General features: G+C 76.0%; 12 protein-coding genes. 5 read left to right on the top strand and 7 right to left on the bottom strand.

All coding sequences use genetic code 11. The features are described from left to right. The first annotated feature begins 72 nt into the window (after positions 1 to 72). From SK069_RS06775 to SK069_RS06765, 3 genes are read left to right on the top strand one after another with little or no spacing between them, the layout of a single operon-like run. Entirely contained in the window at positions 73 to 2,295 is a 2,223-nt protein-coding gene (locus tag SK069_RS06775) for a right-handed parallel beta-helix repeat-containing protein (protein WP_319953437.1), read from the top strand. Beyond that, positions 2,292 to 2,723 carry a hypothetical protein gene (locus tag SK069_RS06770; protein WP_319953436.1) on the top strand — a complete coding sequence of 144 codons (432 nt, stop codon included), beginning with the start codon at positions 2,292 to 2,294 and terminating at the stop codon, positions 2,721 to 2,723. The genes SK069_RS06775 and SK069_RS06770 overlap by 4 nt, the downstream gene beginning before the upstream one ends. A gap of 50 nt (positions 2,724 to 2,773) precedes the next feature. Then, a complete protein-coding gene (locus tag SK069_RS06765; RefSeq protein ID WP_319953435.1) occupies positions 2,774 to 4,204 on the top strand; it encodes a fenitrothion hydrolase in 1,431 nt (476 codons plus the stop codon). Positions 4,205 to 4,544: 340 nt separating this feature from the next. Here the strand turns inward: SK069_RS06765 and SK069_RS06760 are convergent, their stop codons facing one another. Next, the gene (locus SK069_RS06760) at positions 4,545 to 5,279 is read right to left on the bottom strand and encodes a lipoate--protein ligase family protein (RefSeq protein WP_319953434.1); all 735 of its coding nucleotides are present in this window, start codon (positions 5,277 to 5,279) and stop codon (positions 4,545 to 4,547) included. Positions 5,280 to 5,833: 554 nt separating this feature from the next. After that, entirely contained in the window at positions 5,834 to 7,972 is a 2,139-nt protein-coding gene (locus tag SK069_RS06755) for a DEAD/DEAH box helicase (protein WP_319953433.1), read from the bottom strand. A 105-nt stretch (positions 7,973 to 8,077) separates the two neighbouring features. On the opposite strand from SK069_RS06755, the gene SK069_RS06750 reads away from it, so the two are divergent. Continuing rightward, on the top strand, positions 8,078 to 8,434 hold the full coding sequence (locus SK069_RS06750) for a hypothetical protein (RefSeq protein WP_319953432.1): 357 nt from the start codon (positions 8,078 to 8,080) through the stop codon (positions 8,432 to 8,434). 48 nt (positions 8,435 to 8,482) lie between these two features. Here the strand turns inward: SK069_RS06750 and SK069_RS06745 are convergent, their stop codons facing one another. From SK069_RS06745 to SK069_RS06730, 4 genes are all read right to left on the bottom strand, one after another. After that, positions 8,483 to 9,184: a DUF305 domain-containing protein gene (locus SK069_RS06745; RefSeq protein ID WP_319953431.1), complete on the bottom strand. Its 702-nt coding sequence runs from the start codon at positions 9,182 to 9,184 to the stop codon at positions 8,483 to 8,485. Between the two features lie 74 nt (positions 9,185 to 9,258). Then, positions 9,259 to 9,615 carry a hypothetical protein gene (locus SK069_RS06740; RefSeq protein WP_319953430.1) on the bottom strand — a complete coding sequence of 119 codons (357 nt, stop codon included), beginning with the start codon at positions 9,613 to 9,615 and terminating at the stop codon, positions 9,259 to 9,261. An 11-nt stretch (positions 9,616 to 9,626) separates the two neighbouring features. Further along, positions 9,627 to 10,820 (bottom strand): PucR family transcriptional regulator, encoded by a 1,194-nt coding sequence (locus SK069_RS06735; RefSeq protein WP_319953429.1) that lies wholly within the window; start codon positions 10,818 to 10,820, stop codon positions 9,627 to 9,629. A gap of 112 nt (positions 10,821 to 10,932) precedes the next feature. Then, complete coding sequence (locus SK069_RS06730) at positions 10,933 to 12,510, bottom strand: lipase family protein (RefSeq protein WP_319953428.1); 1,578 nt, start codon at positions 12,508 to 12,510, stop codon at positions 10,933 to 10,935. Between the two features lie 100 nt (positions 12,511 to 12,610). Here SK069_RS06730 and SK069_RS06725 point away from each other — a divergent pair, with 100 nt between their 5' ends. Then, positions 12,611 to 13,141 carry a hypothetical protein gene (locus SK069_RS06725; protein ID WP_319953427.1) on the top strand — a complete coding sequence of 177 codons (531 nt, stop codon included), beginning with the start codon at positions 12,611 to 12,613 and terminating at the stop codon, positions 13,139 to 13,141. Here the strand turns inward: SK069_RS06725 and SK069_RS06720 are convergent. Next, on the bottom strand, positions 13,122 to 15,758 hold the full coding sequence (locus tag SK069_RS06720; protein ID WP_319953426.1) for a penicillin acylase family protein: 2,637 nt from the start codon (positions 15,756 to 15,758) through the stop codon (positions 13,122 to 13,124). The genes SK069_RS06725 and SK069_RS06720 overlap by 20 nt on opposite strands. Positions 15,759 to 15,895: the final 137 nt, after the last annotated feature.

Raw genomic sequence — 15,895 nt, 5'->3', positions numbered from 1 at the left:
TTGCAACCCCGGCGTACGACGCCCGCGTCCGCCCTTGCCTCCCGACTCGCCCGCGGCTACGCTCGCGTGGCGATGTTGCACGGCTGTAACCGACCAGGCGCGAGCGCTCGCTCGACGCGTCCGACCCTCGACCGCCCGGCACCGGCCTGCGACCCGCGACCAGCGCCCCGCGTCCTGCTCGCGCTGCTCGTCGCCCTCGTGGCGAGCATCGGGCTGGCCGCCCCCGCGGCGGCGCACGTCGAGCGTCCCTCCTACTGGCCGGACCCGGCGCCCGACACCGCGGTCACCCCGCCCGCCGGCGGGGCGGTCCCCGAAGCCCGCAGCCTCTTCACCGCCCTCGACGCCGAGCCCGTCGGGGACACGCGCGTCGTCTGCGCCGCCCCGGCTCCGAGCGCCGCCGCGGTGACCCGCGCCACCCGCTCCCTGACGACGATGCGCCGCACCTACCGGACGCAGCGCAAGAAGCTGCGCGGCGCCCGGCGGACCGCGTTGCGCAAGGCCTTCGTGCGTCGCGAGCGCCGCGCCAAGCGCACGGTCACCACGGCGAAGCGCCGCTACGCCGCCGCCGTCGCCGCCCACCCGTCGATCGCGCGCCTGCGCGCGTCGCTGGCCAAGGCGACGACCGAGGGCTACCAGGACCGTCCGTCCCAGTCCCCGGTGAAGATCAGCACCGCCGAGGCCAGCCGGCTGCTGCGCTTCAACGAGCGCCTGCTCGCCGCGTGCGCGTTCCAGGAGATCCAGCCGGCCGTGACGGCGTCGGGCAACAACGACCGCGTCGTCGTCATGCCGGGCGTCTACACCGAGCCGACCTCCCGCAAGCAGCCGAAGTTCGACCCGAAGTGCAAGAAGTACACGGGCTTCAGCGACTACCCGCAGAAGCTCGGCGCCGCGACGTACCCGTACCACTGGAACTGCCCGAACGACGCGAACCTCGTGGCGGTCATCGGTCGTGAGCCCGGCGCGAAGGCCGCGCCGAACCCGCCGCTGCTGGACCGCCACGGGATCCCGGACCTCGGGAAGTGCGTGCGCTGCAACCTCCAGCTCGAGGGCTCGGGCGTGAACGCCGACGACACCGTCGTGGAGGCCGGCGACCCGAACGCCGGCAACGGCGGCCCGTCGGCCGCCGGTCATGCGAAGGACGTCGCGGTCGGCGCGCAGCGCGCCGACGGGTTCGTCCTGCGGAACCTCACGACCCGTCACGCGCTGGAGCACGGCATCTACGTCATCGAGACCGACGGCTACCTGCTGGACCGCTTCAAGACGCTCTACAACGGCGAGTACGGGACGCTGACGTTCGTCGCCGACCACGGGCGGCAGTCCAACTGCGAGGCGAAGGGCCACGGCGACTCCGGGCTCTACCCCGGCGCGCCGCCGGAGACGGGCGAGGGCCGCCGCGCCGGCGAGCGGTTCCGCTACAACCAGGAGCTCGTCAGCTGCGACATGCACCACAACGCCGCCGGCTACTCGTCGACGAACGGCAACGCGGTCTGGATCCACCACAACGAGATCTACGACAACTCGCTGGGCCTGACGATGGACGTCGCGACCTCGGCGGGGCACCCGGGCTTCCCGGACGACTCGATCCTCATCGAGGACAACAAGATCTACTCGAACAACTTCAACGTGTTCGCGAAGGGCTCCGACGTCAAGCCGAAGCTCCCGTACCCGGTCGGCACCGGCATGTGGATCGCCGGCGGCAACGCCCACCAGATCCGCAACAACCGCTTCTACGACAACTGGCGCCGCGGCGTGATGCTCTTCGCGGTCCCCGACGTCCTGGTCTGCGGGCCGACGACGAACAACGTCCAGGCGAACTGCAACACGGCGAAGCTCTCCACGTCGCACCGCAACCGCATCTACGACAACGTCATGGGCGTGGCGCCCAGCGGCGCGCGGCAGCCCAACGGCCAGGACTTCTGGTGGGACAGCTTCCCGGCGACGACCGGCAACTGCTGGTTCCGCAACACGACGCTCGGGGGCTCGCTCGTGACGAGCCCGGCGATCCTGCCGAACTGCAGCGACGGGACCGACCCGGGCTCGAGCATCGGCCTCGGGGACGTCGGCAACGAGGGCGAGCTGCTCTCGTGCCTCGTGTCGTTCGAGACGCGGAACTTCGACCCCGCGCAGTGCCAGTGGTTCCGCGACCCGTCGAAGCCGTCGCTGCGCGCCGGCGTCCGCTCCGCCGCCTCGACGAAGGCGCAGTCGGCCTACGCCGGCCTGTTCGCCGACTTCTGCGGCGACCGGCCGTCGGCCCCGATCTGCACCCGGTACCGGGCGGGGACGCGGTCGCGATGACCGCGGGCGCCGCCCCGGTCCCGGCGCGCGGGGCCCGCGCCCCGCGCCCGGGCCGTCGTCGCGCGCTCGTCGCGCTGCTCTGCGCCGGCGGCCTGGCGGTCGCCGGCTGCGGCGGCGACGACGGCGCGAGCGCGCCGCCCGTCTCGGGTGCGGGGCCCAACGGGCTCGACGCTCGCGCGATGTCGACCTACGACTGCGACGACTGGAAGGCCGCCGACGCCGACGGCCGGCTCGCGGCGCTCGAGGCGCTGCACCACCTCGTGGGCGGGCCGATCGTCGGCGAGGACGCCAACGGCAGCGGGCGGGTCCTCGCGGAGGAGGACGGCTACCGGCTGCTGGACCGGATCTGCAAGCCCGACTACGCCGCCGGGTTCCTGCTCTACAAGGTCTACGGCCGGTCCGCCGGGTTCGCCGGCGTGGCGCCCTGAGGGCCCGGCGTCCCCGTCCCGTGCGGCTGTGGCGCTGGCTGCCGGCGGGCGTGGCGGCCCTCCTGCTCGGAGCGCCGTCGCCCGCGGTCGCCCACGGCATCACCGGCGTCTCGCGCGACCGGCCGATCCCCGACTGGCTCTTCGGCTGGGGGGCGGCCGTCGTGCTCGTCCTGTCGTTCGTCGGGCTCGCGCTCGCGTGGCGGACGCCCCGGCTCCAGGCCGACCGCTGGCGGCCGCTGCGCGTCGGGGGGCGCTCGGCGTCCGCGGCGCGGCGCCGGCTCGTCGTGGGGCGCGTGCTGGGCGGCGCGCTCGGCGTCGCGGTCCTCGGCCTCGTCCTGTGGGCCGGATTCACGGGCACGCCCGACCCGTCCCGCAACGTCGCGCCGACGATCGTCTTCGTCACCGTGTGGGTCGGCCTGCCGATCGCCTCGGCGCTGCTCGGCGACATCGCGCGGCCGCTGAACCCGTGGGCGGCGATCGGACGGGTGGCCGGGCTCCTCGTCCGCCGGGCGACCGGTGGTCGCGCTCCGCGGCACCTGCCCTACCCGGAGCGGCTCGGGCACTGGCCGGCGGTCGCCGGCGTCCTGGCGTTCGTCGTGCTCGAGCTGCTCTACGAGGTCCCCGGCGGCCCGCGGCTGGAGTCCGACACCGTGGCGACCGCGACGGCGATCTACACCTGCTGGACGCTCGCGGCGATGGCGCTCTTCGGCGTCGATCGCTGGCTCGACCGGGGCGAGACGCTCGCCGTCCTCTTCGGGCTCTTCGCGCGGCTGTCGCCGCTCGAGCGCCGCGACGGGCGGCTCGGCGTGCGCGGGCCGCTGCGCGGCGTGGCCGGCTGGCCGGAGGGCCCGCCGGCCGGGGCGGTCGCGCTCGTCCTGACGCTCATCGGGACGACGGCGTACGACGGCGCGCAGGAGGGCGTCCTGCGCGAGCCCGGCACGGAGCTGCTCGGCTGGTTCATCGACCGCGGCGTCGGCATCACGACCGCCCTGCGGCTGAGCTCGGCGCTCCTGCTCGTCGGCTGCATCCTGCTCGTCGCCGCGGTGTACTGGCTGGCGATGGTGGGCGCCCGACGGGCGGCGGGGCGCAAGCACCGGGTCGGCGCGCTCGGCGCGACGTTCGCGCACAGCTTCGTGCCGATCGCGCTCGCGTACCTCGTCGCGCACTACGTCGGGCTGCTCCTCTTCCAGGGCCAGGCGCAGCTCGCGCTGCTGTCGGACCCGCGGGGCGACGGCAGCGACTGGCTCGGCACCGCCTCCTGGGGCATCGACTACGGCCTCATCGACGCCGAGGGCGTCTGGTACCTGCAGGTCGGCGCGCTCGTCCTCGGGCACGTCGTCGCGCTCGTGCTCGCCCACGACCGCGCGCTCGCGCTGCTCGGCGACCACCGCGCCGCGGCGCGGTCCCAGCGGTGGATGCTCGCCCTGATGGTCGCGTTCACCGTCGGCGGGCTCTACCTCATCTCCCAGGCCAACGGCTGAGCACCGCCGCCGTGCGCCGGCCGGGTCCGTCCCGTCGGCGCGCGCTCCCGCCACCCGCGTCCCGGCCGACGGGACGCGAGTCACCTGGGACCGGCATCCCACCCCCGAACGACTCGAGTCACCGAGGACCGACATCCCGTTCCAGACGACTCGAGTCATCTGTGACCGAGTTCCCGTCCCCGAACGACTCGAGTCACCGGGGACCGAGATCCCCTTCCCGAACGACTCGAGTCACCGGGGACCGAGATCCCCTTCCCGAACGACTCGAGTCACCGGGGACCGAGATCCCACCTCTGGACGACTCGAGTCGTCCGGAGGGAGTCGTCGACCGGTCAGCGCCCTACGGGCGGTGCTGATCGACGAGCGCGTCGGCGAGCCGCGTCGTCGCGGCGTCCGGCGTCCAGGGCTTTTCGGCACCGAAGCGGGTCGCGAGGCCGGCGGTGAGGGCGGCGACCGGGGGCGGTTCCTGGACGTCGGCGATCGCGCCGGCGGTCTCGGGACGCCACTCGATGGCCAGCGCCGCGTAGACGTCGCGCAGCACCGGGCCGATCGGCGGGTCGTCGCGCAGGAGGACCATGGCGGTGACGAGCGCCGCGCCCTGGACGACGCGCTGCGACACCCCCGCGACCTTCACGCGATCGCCGAGCGCGACGCTGTGCGCGCCGGCGCAGTACTCGCCCGGCAGCTCCCGCTCGGTCGCCGGGACGCCGAGCGCGCGCAGCGTCCCGACGAGCGCGTCGCCGAACGCGGCGTACCGCTCGGCGTTGCCCGTCAGCGCCGCCGCCTGGGGCGTGAACCACTCGACGAGCAGCGAGCCGGGACCGTAGGCCGCCGCGTGTCCGCCACCGAGCCGCACGACGGGGACGAAGCCGTGCCGGCGACTCGCCGCGACCGCCGCGCCGAAGCCCCCGGCGCGCGCGTCGAGCCGGGAGAGCGCGAGCGTCGGCCCCGGGACCGCGACCCGCAGGATCGGCGGCAGCTCCCCGGCCGCGACGCGCTGCAGCAGCGCGTGGGACAGCGCCATCTCCCGCAGCGGGTCCCCGGGGACCGTCTCGTGCCACAGCCGCGTGCTCACCGCATCGATCCTGACGGAGGACCGGTGCCGACGCGGCCGGGCGCGGGCTGCGAGCCGTCGATGTCGCGGATCCGCCCGCCACGACCTCGACGATCGACAGGCGATCCGTGCGACGCGTCGCTCTCGTCGCCGTGCCGTGGACGACCTCGGCGATCGACACGCGACCCATGCCTGCCGCGCGTCGCCGTCGTCGCGGAGCCAGGGCGACCACGACGATCGACAGGCGTCCGTGCGACGCGTCGCCGTCGTCGCCGTGCCCGTGGGCCACCTCGACGATCGACACGCGACCCATGCCGCGCGTCGCCGTCGTCGCGGCGAGGGCGACCGCAACGATCCGCATGGTCGACGTCCGCTCGACGCAGGGAGCGCTCGCGACGACCCGCAGGCCGTCCCCCGCTCCGTGGGCGGCCCGGAGCGGCGTCGTGCTCCGACGCTCGCGGTCAGGCAGCGGCCGCGGCGCGGCGCAGCGCGCTGCCCGGAGCGCCGGAGCGCCGGAGCGCGGCGCGCCGGGAGGGCCGGCGCGCGCCCGGCGCCCCGACCGAGCCCGGTCGCGCTCAGCGCCGGACGGCGACGCGCCGGCCGCGCATCGTGAGGTCCTGCAGCGCCGCGAGGACCTCGTCGGCGCGGTCCGACGGGACCTCGACGAACGAGAAGTGGTCGTGGATCTTGATCGAGCCGATCTCGCGACCGCTGATCGAGCTCTCGCCGGTGAACGCGCCGACGATGTCCTGGGGACGGACGCCCCCCTTGCGGCCGAGGCCGACGTAGAGCTCGGTCGTCGGGCCGTCCGGGCCGCCGCGGCCGCCGCGCTCACGCGGCGGGCGATCCCCGCGGTCGCGACCGCGCCGATCACCGCGCTCCCCGCGCTCGCCGCGCTCGCCGCGCTCCCGACGGTCGCCGCGCTCCCGACGGTCTCCGCGGTCGTTGGACCAACGGTGCGCGGCGTCGGGGATGTCGCCCTCGTCGTCGGCCGTCCCGCCGGATTCCTCGAGGAGCTTCACCGCGGCGAGCGCGACGGTCAGCGGATCGTGCTCCTCCGCCAAGGCCTCGACGACGACCCGCTGGTGGTCGAGGTCGCCGGCGATGATCGCCTCGCGGAGCGCGGCGACGGTCTGCTCGGCACGCTTGGCCCGCAGGTCCGCGACCGTCGGCAGGCCCTCGATCGAGACCTTCGCGCCCGTCGCCCGCTCGATCTGCTTGAGCATCCGGTGCTCGCGCGGCTGCGCGAGCGTGATCGCCGTGCCGGCGCGGCCGGCGCGGCCGACGCGGCCGATCCGGTGCACGTAGGCCTCCGGGGCGGACGGCAGGTCGTAGTTCACGACGTGGGTCAGCGTCTCGACGTCGAGGCCGCGCGCGGCGACGTCCGTGGCCACGACGAGCTCGGTGGTGCCGCCCTTCAGCCGCTCCACCACGCGGCTGCGGCCCTCCTGGTCGATGCCCCCGTGCAGGGCCTCGGCGCGGAACCCGCGCCCGTTGAGGCTCGCGGTCAGCTCGTCGACCTCCGCCCGCGTGCGGCAGAACACGATCGCCGCGGTCGGCTGCTCCATGTCGAGCACCCGTCCGAGCGCCGCCGCCTTGTGCGCCCGCGGGACGACGTAGGCGAGCTGGCGGATCGCGGGCGCCTCGCCCGCGACCGGCTTCTCGCGCTCGAGCCGGATGCGGACGGGATCGTCGAGGTGCTCGTCGGCGAGCCGCGCGATGCGGCGCGGCATCGTCGCGGAGAACAGCACCGCCTGGCGCTCGTCGGGCACCGCGGCGAAGAGCTCCTCGAGGTCCTCCGCGAAGCCCATGTCGAGCATCTCGTCCGCCTCGTCGAGGACGAGCGTCCGCAGACCCGAGAGATCGAGGGCGCCGCGGTTCAGGAGGTCCAGGGCGCGGCCCGGGGTGGCGACGACGATGTCGACGCCCCGCTCGAGCGAGCGCAGCTGGCGGCCGATCGGCGTGCCGCCGTAGACGGGCAGGACGCGCGCGCCGAGGGCGCGGCCGTAGTTGTGCGTCGCCTCGGAGACCTGCATCGCGAGCTCGCGCGTGGGCGCGAGAACGAGCGCGCTGGGCTTCGGGCCGCGCGGCCACTCCGGCAGCGCCTGCAGCAGCGGGAGCGCGAACGCCGCCGTCTTGCCGGTACCGGTCGCGGCCTGCCCGAGGACGTCGCGCCCCGCGAGCAGCGGGACGATCGCCTCGCGCTGGATCGGCGTCGGCTCCTCGTAGCCGAGGCGGTTCAGCGCCTCGAGCAACTCGTCGCGCAACCCGAGCGCCGCGAACCCCTCGTCCTCGGCCGCCGGCGCAGGCTCGGCGCCCGTCGGCTCGGGGTCCTCGACGGCGGTCTCGGCGACCGCCGGCTCGGCCTCCTGCGCGGTGGCCTCCGCGACCGCCGGCTCCGACTCCTCCGCGGCAGTCTCCGCGACTGCCGCCCCCGGCTCCTGCACCACGGGCTCGGCGACCGTCGCCTCGGGCTCGTCCACAGCGGTCTCCTCGACCGTCGGCTTGGGCTCCGCCGAGATCGGCGCCTCGTCGGCCGGGGCGTCGTCGGCCGGGGCGTCGAGCGACAGCTGGCCGGGCAGCTCGTCGGCGTCCGGCGTGGCCGGCGCCTCCGCCTCGACGCCGGGCGTCGGGGCGTCGGCGGGCGCGGCGGTGGTCGCCGGGGCCTCCGCGGACGGGGTGGGGTTCTCGGGGTCGGGCAGCGCGTCGGTCACAGGGTCCTCCTCCCCCATGCTGACGGCCGCGGCCGCGCGAGGGGGTGCGCCCTCGCACGGACTGCCCCTTCCTGCGGGTGCGGCCGCTGTGGTTGAGTGGCGTCGATGCCCGACACGGAGCGGATCCCCCAGGCCATCGCCGCGATCACGCTGGTCGCCGGCGTGGTCCTCGTCGCCCGACCCGAGGCCGTCACGCGGCCGCTCGGGCTCGAGGGGCAGGAGCTGCAGGCACGCGGCATCGGCGTCTCGGACCTGCTGCTCGTGCCGGGGCTGGCGGCCGGCCGTCCGCGATGGCCGTGGATGGTCGGCCGCGCGGCGCTGAGCGTCGCGCAGGCGACGTACCTCGGCGGGGTGGCGCCGCACGTGCGCTCCCGTCGCCCGCGGGCCGGGGCCGCGACCCTCGCCGCGCTCGCGGTGGCCGACGCCGCCACCGCGCTGCGCCTGCGCGCCGAGGGCCGCTGACCCGCGCCGGCGCGGGGACGGGGACGGCTCCCCGGGTGGCCGCCGGCCTCAGCCGGCGCCGGGGACGCCCCCGGCCGGCGAGGCGGCGCCGAACCACGCGCGGCGCCACGCGTTCATCTCGGCGATCTCCTGCGCCTGCTCCTCGACGATCGCCTTCGCGAGCTCGCGCGTCTCGGGATCCGCGCCGGCGACGAGCACGGCGCGGGCCATCCGGATCGCCCCCTGGTGGTGGGGGATCATCGCGTCGATGAAGTCGCGATCGAACCGCTTCGAGCGCTCGAGCGCGGCCATGTCCATCGACATCCCCATCTCGTCGACGGAGAGCCGCAGGGTCGCCGCGTCGCGCTCGAGGGCGCCACCGCCGTGCGCGGCGTGGGCGTCGTGGCCGCCGTCGCCCGCGGGGAGGCGGACGCCGAGCCGGTCGGCGATCGTCCGCAGCCGGACGATCTCCGCCTCCTGGGTGGCGATCACCTGGCGCGCGAGCGTCCGCAGCTCCGCGCGCTCGCTGCGCCGCGGGACGAGCTCGGCCATCTCGACGGCCATCTCGTGGTGCGGGACCATCTGGGCGACGAACGCGGCGTCGACGTCCGCGCGGCTCGTCGTCGTGGCGGTCGACGCGCCGCCGCCGTGGCCGGCGTGGTCGCCGCCGGACCCGCAACCGGCGAGCGCCAGCGCGGCGACGGCCGCCGAGGTCAGCAGGACGGGGGCGATCCGGGACCGCCGGTGGTGGGTGGTGCTCGTGCTGGGCACGGGTGCTGCTCCTTCTCGTGATGGGGTGGCGGTGGGGTCCGGCGTCGCCCGGGCGGGCGGCCGCCGGCCGTCGCTCACCGCCGCAGCACGGCGTGGTGGAGGAACAGCCGCTGCGTCACGACGCCGCCGCCGGCGCGCGCCCGGGCCAGCGGGGCCACCGGGGCACCGCGCCGCCGCGTGCCGAGGAGGACCCGATCGCGCGGACGCCGACGACGACGGAGCAACGGGGCCACGACCGCCGCCCCGAGGACCGCGATCCCCGCGCAGGCCGTCGCCAGCACCACGACCGGCGTCCCGTGGTCGCCATGGCCGCCGTGGGCCGCGGCCGGCAGCCCGTGGTGCGCGACGACGCCGGCGACGAGCAGCGCGAGGAACGCGGCGCGCAGGCCCGGCCGGCGCGCCCAGCGGCGTCGGATGCCGGCGGGACCCATCGGACGGTGTTCTACCCGGTGGCGGGCGATCGTGGGGCCGGCCGCGCGCCCGGCGGACCGGCGAGCTGGTGGCGTAGGAGGGCGATCCGCAGGGCCAGCTGGTCGTCGAGCGCCTGCAGCGAGGCGCCCGTGAGCTCCTCGATCCGGTGCAGGCGCTTGCGCACGGTGTTCGGGTGGAGCGTCAGCGCCGCCGCGGTCCGCTCGGTGCTGCGGCCGGCGTCGAGGAAGGTGCGCAGCGTCTCCAGCAGCTCGTCGCCGACCGGCGTCCCCGGCCCCACGGGCTCGAGGTAGCGGTGCACGAGCTGCTCGCCCAGCGTCTCCTCCGAGCGGGCGATCGCCTCCATCGCGACGTCGGTGATCCGCAGCACGCCGTCGCGCCCGACGGCCGCCGCCGTGTCGACGACGCGCGTCGCGACGCTGAACGAGCGCGCGAGGTCGGCGACCGCGCCGGGCGGGCCGAGGCCAAGGACGGTCCCGGCGGCCGGCACGAGCCGCGGCCGGTCGGCGGCGAAGCCGACGACGTCGGCGCCGTGCAGGGCCACGGCCCCCTCGCGCAGCACGCCCTCGAGCTGCAGCTCGTGCAGCAGCCCGCGCTCCCGCCCGCCCGGCACGCGCGCGCGGAACGCGAGGTAGCGCCCCTGCGGATCCAGGCCGGCGTCCCGCAGCAGGGCCGCCGGCGCGCCCGCCGGCGTGAGGAGCGCCGCGTGGACGAGCGCGGCGCGTCGCTCGGACGCCTCGGCGACGAGCTCGAGCTCGCGGTGGCGGTAGGCCGCCGCCGCCATCTCCATCGCGTGATCGGCGATCCGCCACATGTCCCGCGTGAGCGTCAGGGCGTCGCCGTGGGCGACCACGCCCTCCTCGCTCGCGCGCCAGACGACGCCGAAGACCTCGTCCAGCGCGATCCGGTAGACGCGCAGCATCGACTCGAGCGGCACCTGCTGACGTGCCCGCGTGTCGCCGATGATCCCGAGCGCCTGGCGCTCGTCGTCGCTCGGGTCCCGCTCGCCGACGAGGACCGCCATCGCGATCTCGAGGTCGCGGGCGATGCCCTGCCGGATCTCGAGCTCCTCGATCCCCTCGTAGACCGGGATCTCCTGCTTGGCGCGCTGCGCCGACCGGCGCACCACGTCCTCGAGGTGCGGCAGCAGCGTCGTGATGATCAAGGCCCGATCCAGCGACGGGGCGTCGTGATCGGGCGCGGCCACCCGCCGACCCTATCCGGCCCGCCTCGCACCGCACGCCGAGCTCGACGAACCACCGTCCCGCAGGCGTTCGCGCGGCCGGACGCTCCGTGGCCGGACGACCGATCGAGCCGGGTCATCGCGAGCCTCGGACGGGTCGGACGGCGACGGGGCGCAGGCCGCGGGCGCTGATCCGCACCCGCCGGACGTCGCGAGCGAGGCGCAGGCGGAACGTGCGGCAGGGGACGGCACGGCGCCTGATGGTGCGCGTGCGGGGCCGCCCGCGCGCGTCGGTGGGACGCTCCACCGCGATCCGCAGGCGGCGGTCGGTGCGCGGGCGCAGGCGCAGCACGGCGTGGCGGCGTCCTGCCACGAGCCGGACGCGCCGGGCGGCGGGGCCGCGCGTCGCGGGCGCGCACCGCGGGGCGGTCGCCGGCGGGACCGGCGCCGGCTCGTCCTCCGGTCCGTCGCCCGGCGCGAGGCGATCGACGATCCACCGCACGCCGGCCCGCGCGGCCTGGGCGTCGCCGGTGATCGTCTCGTGCGTCGCCGACGGCCACCGCTGGTACGTCAGCCGCGTCCCGCGGGCGCGCTGCTCGGCGGCGAACCGCTCCGCCAGCGCGATGTTCGTGATCGCGTCGGCGACGCCGACGTCGACGCGGATCGGCAGGTCGCCGAAGGCCAGGCGGCGCACGTTGTGGCGCTCGAGCACCTCGCGCGCGACCGGCCACAGCGCGTCGAACCGCGGACCGGGGACCTCGCTCGGCGCCAGTCCGCCCCACGAGTCGGCGCGTCCGAGCTCCGTCAGGCACCGGGACTCCAGGTGCCCGAGCAGGGCGGTCGCACGCGGCCCGAGCAGCCCGGTGCGCAACGCGGCGGCGATGCGGGGATCGTCCTCGGCCGCCCCGGCGGCGATGAGGCCGCCGAGCGCCGCGAGCGTCCCGGCGCCGACGGGCGCCAGCGGCAGCGGGATCAGCCGGAACAGCCCGATGAGGTCGACCGCGTCGACGAGCGGCGCGAACGCCGCCGCACCGCGGAGGTCGAGCTCGGGCGCGTAGCGCCGAGCCTGCGCGGCGCTGAAGAGCGTCGCCACGCCACCCTCCGAGTGACCGGCCGCGACCCACCGCGCGCTGATCCGCGGGTCGAGCTCGCGCGCCGCGCGGACGAGGTCGACCTGCGAGCGCATGAGGGACGGGCCGACGAGGTAGGGGTGCGGCCCGGGCGTGCCGATGCCCTCGCCGTCCACGCGCGCCACCGCGATCCCCGCCGCGAGCAGCCGCGACGCGATGACGTCGCCGCGCGTCAGCCGCTCGAGCTCGGGGTTGTCGGCCGTCGCGCGGCTCGGTGCGCAGCGGTCGCCGGCGCCGGTCGTCACGTGGAACCACGACACGATCGGCCACCCGCCCCGGGGCGGCGTGCCGGGCGGCACCGCGACGGTGCCCGAGGAGGCGATCGGCGCGCCCGTGCCCGAGCGCGAGCGGTAGAGCACGGTCGTCGTCCGGGCCGCCGCCCGCAGCGCGGGGATGCCGGTGGCGGGCCGCTGCCACACGACGCTGCCGACCGGACCGGGCAGCGACGCCGCCGGCGGCGCGTAGAAGCCGTCGCCGGCCGGACCGGTGGGCGGATCGGCGGCCCGCGCGCCGCTCGCGGCCGTCCCCGCGACCACGGCCGTGACCACCGCCGCGACCCATCGCCGCCCGTTCCCGCTCCCCATGTCGCGACGCTACGACGCGGCGCGGTGTGGCCACCGCCACCGGCGGGCGCCTCGGGGTGGAGGCTGGACCACGGACCGCCCGTCGGGTAGGAGTGGGGGCATGAGCTACGACGACGACCGGACGCGCCGCCTGCCGCAGGTCCCCCATCCGCCGGCGCCGCGCGGGCCGGCCGGTCCGGGCGGGCCCCCACCCGAGGACGTCGGGCCGGCGACGCTCGCCGTGCTCGAGGAGCGCGTGCAGACGCTGCGCCAGACGGTCACGGTGCTCGCCGCGATCGCCCTCGTCGCGCTCGCGATCGGGTTCTGGGCGCTGCTCGACGGCGGGGGCGGCGATGAGGAGTCCGCCGGCTCCGGTGACACGAGCGGCCTGAGCTCGGAGATCAGCGACCTCGACGACCGGATCGACGACCGCGCCACGAAGAAGAGCCTCGCCGCGCTGGAGGAGAAGGTCGACGCGCTCAGCGAGCAGCAGGAGTCCGGCACGAGCACGACCGGCACGACGAGCACCGAGACGAGCCCCGAGCCCCCCTCCTCGAGCGAGCTGAGCGACCTGCGCAGCCAGCTCTCCGACCTGCAGAGCCGCGTGTCGTCGCTCGAGTCCGGCGCGCGGCTCACCGCTGGCGGGCGGTGAGCCGCACGGTCCGCCCGCGGACCGACACGACCGCCGACCAGGTCCCGCGCCGCACGCGCGGCGCGATCACGACGTCGGCGCCGCGGCGCAGGCCGCGGGCGCGCAGCCGGCCGCGACCGTCGCGCACGCGGTAGCCGACCGCCGCCCGCGCCCCGTCCGTGCGCTCCACCCGGATCCGGGGCCGCGCGCTGCCGCGGGCCTCGCGGACGGTCACCACGACGGGCGCGGTCGGACGCAGGTCGAGGATCCGCTGCCGCTGCGCGTCCCGGTCGGCGTCGAGCTCGCCCGGGCAGAACGGCGGCTTCACCCAGCCCTTGCGGCTGTAGAGCTCCGTCTGGTCGCTCGTGCGGGGCGACTCCGGGTTCGTCGACTCGCCGAACGTCAGGATCGTCCGCACGTCCGGGCACCCCGGCTTGAGGTGCACGGCCTGCACGAACGAGGAGCCGTGGACGACCTCGGTGTAGCCGCGCTTGGCGCTCCACGTCGGGGTGATGACGTTGAAGATCCCGCTGTTGCCCGGCCCGCCGTGGATCGGGATCCGCTGACCGCGACGGGTCACCGACTGCCCCTGGCGCAGCGTCGCGTCGAGCGGCAGGCCCGCTCCGCGCAGGTCGTCGGCGGCCTGCTGCAGCGCCGACTGCGCGTTCGGCAGCGGGGCGAGCCCGGAGGGGGTGTTCACCGGGTCGCGGGCGTCGAAGCCCTTCGTGAACGGTCCCAGCAGGCCGAGCGCCAGGCCCGTGGGCCCGGCGTTGAGCCGCACGATGAACCGCTGCCAGAGCATCGCCCCCTTCGCGTCGAGGTCGTTGCGCATGTTCCAGCCGCGCAGCACGCCGCAGGCCGCGCTGGAGCAGCCGGCCACGAGCCCGTCGCGCCAGAGCTCGGCGCTGTAGACCCGATTGCCCATGCCGACCTCCATGAGGTTCTGGAGGTCGAAGCCCTTGCCCGGCAGGCCGTCGGTGCCGGCCAGCCGCTCCTCGATCTGCTTGATGCCGATCCGGGTGCGCAGCGACCGGGCGGTCCGCTCGTCGCCGATGATCCGGCTGAAGCCCTCCAGCGGCTGCTTCGGGTTCGTGAGCCAGTACGAGTCGTTCATGTTCGACACGTGGTCGGTGCGCTTGAGCAGCGGCTGGTCGCCGACGCCGAGCAGCCCCGGCGCGACCGCGTCGGCGGCCCGTCCGGGGGCGCAGCCGGCCCGCGAGCCGTCGAGCACGGGCAGCCGCTGCAGCAGGTCGGTCGCCTGCCCGAGCAGGACGCCGCAGGCGCGGTACTTCGCCTCGTCGACGTTCGGCATCGAGCCGATGTCGGCGTAGAGCGCGTTGCCGGCGGTGTCGGCGGCGATCGTGTTGACCCACGGGATGCCCTGGTACCGCTTCAGGATCCCCTCGACCTCGCCGGTGCTCTGCGCGTGGTTCATGTCCCAGAAGTGGTTCATGAGCCGGCCGAGGTTGTCCGCGTTGGCGTCGTACAGCGCGTAGGCGGTGACGGGCGTCCAGGGGAACAGCGGCAGGCCGAGGATCGAGGTGAAGATCGGGCCGTACTCCGACGAGTAGAGCGTCCGCGTGCGGCTGCCGATGCGGCCGCTGCGCTCGCGCACCTTCACCGTCACGCGGTCGCTCGTCATCCTCCGGACCTGGCCGTCGACGAGGTAGGACGTGGGCTGGCCGGGGACGAGCGTCAGCTGGTACGGCGCGAACCGGCGGGCGGTCGAGACGGTGTGACTCCACGCCATCCCGTGCGTCGTGCCGATGAGGACGATCGGGACGCCGAGGAGCGAGCCGCCCATCGCGTCGACCTTGCCCGGGACGGTGAGGTGCGCCTGGTAGAAGCGCTCCGGTCCCTGCCACGGGAAGTGCGGGTTGCCGTAGAGCAGGCCGTGGCCGTCGCGCGAGGCGTCGCGACCGATCGCGTAGGCGTTCGATCCCAGGCCCCCGAGGCGCCGGTCCAGCTCCCCCGGCGGCAGCGCGCGGGCGCGCGCGGCCGCGTCCGCCTCGGTGCCGCCGGTCAGCGGCTTGGCGCCCGCGATGCCGTCGATCGCCACGCCGCCCGAGGCCAGCAGGGACAGCTGGTAGAAGCGCCGGTAGGCGTCCATCTCGGTGATCGGCTTGACCCACTCCTTCCCGCGACAGGTCGGGTCGGGGACGCCGTCGCTGCCGCCGACGTCGCGCAGCCACGCGTTCCAGCCGTCGACGTACCCGTGCATCGCCTCGCGCAGCTCGGGCTTCGGCCCGAGCGGGGCGGGCTGGGCGAGCAGCCGCTCGACGGTCCGGCGGTCCCGGATCCGCTGGTAGAAGAGGTCGCTGGCGAGGTTCGTCGCCGTCGAGCCGTTGCCGCGGATCGCGTACTTCTCGTTCGGCCCGAAGTACCGCGAGCGCTCGCCGTTGGCGGTGACGTACGCCTCCGCGACCGTGCAGACCGTGTCCTCGGCGAGCGCCTTCGCGTAGCCGTAGCCGAGCGACGCGTAGTCGGCGGCCCGCACGTGCGGGATGCCGTACGCCGTGCGCGTGACGGTCACGTCGTAGGTCGGCGTCGTCACCTTGCCGGCGGCCGGCGCGGTCGCGGGGAGCGCGAGCGCGAGGGCGGCGGCCAGCAGGGCCGGGAGGGCTGGTCGGAGCGGCACCGCCCGACCCTACGGGGAACGATGGTGTTCGTGGGACCTGTACGGCGTATCCGACGATCGACGCCTCGGGCCGTCCCCGCTGCGCCCCGCGCGGTCGCCGTCACGACCGATTCAGGTCAGGATCTGACCGCTGTGCG

Origin of the sequence: Patulibacter brassicae (assembly GCF_033949425.1) — a bacterium.
Classification (GTDB): domain Bacteria; phylum Actinomycetota; class Thermoleophilia; order Solirubrobacterales; family Solirubrobacteraceae; genus Patulibacter; species Patulibacter brassicae.
This window is presented reverse-complemented; position numbering and strand designations above follow the sequence as displayed.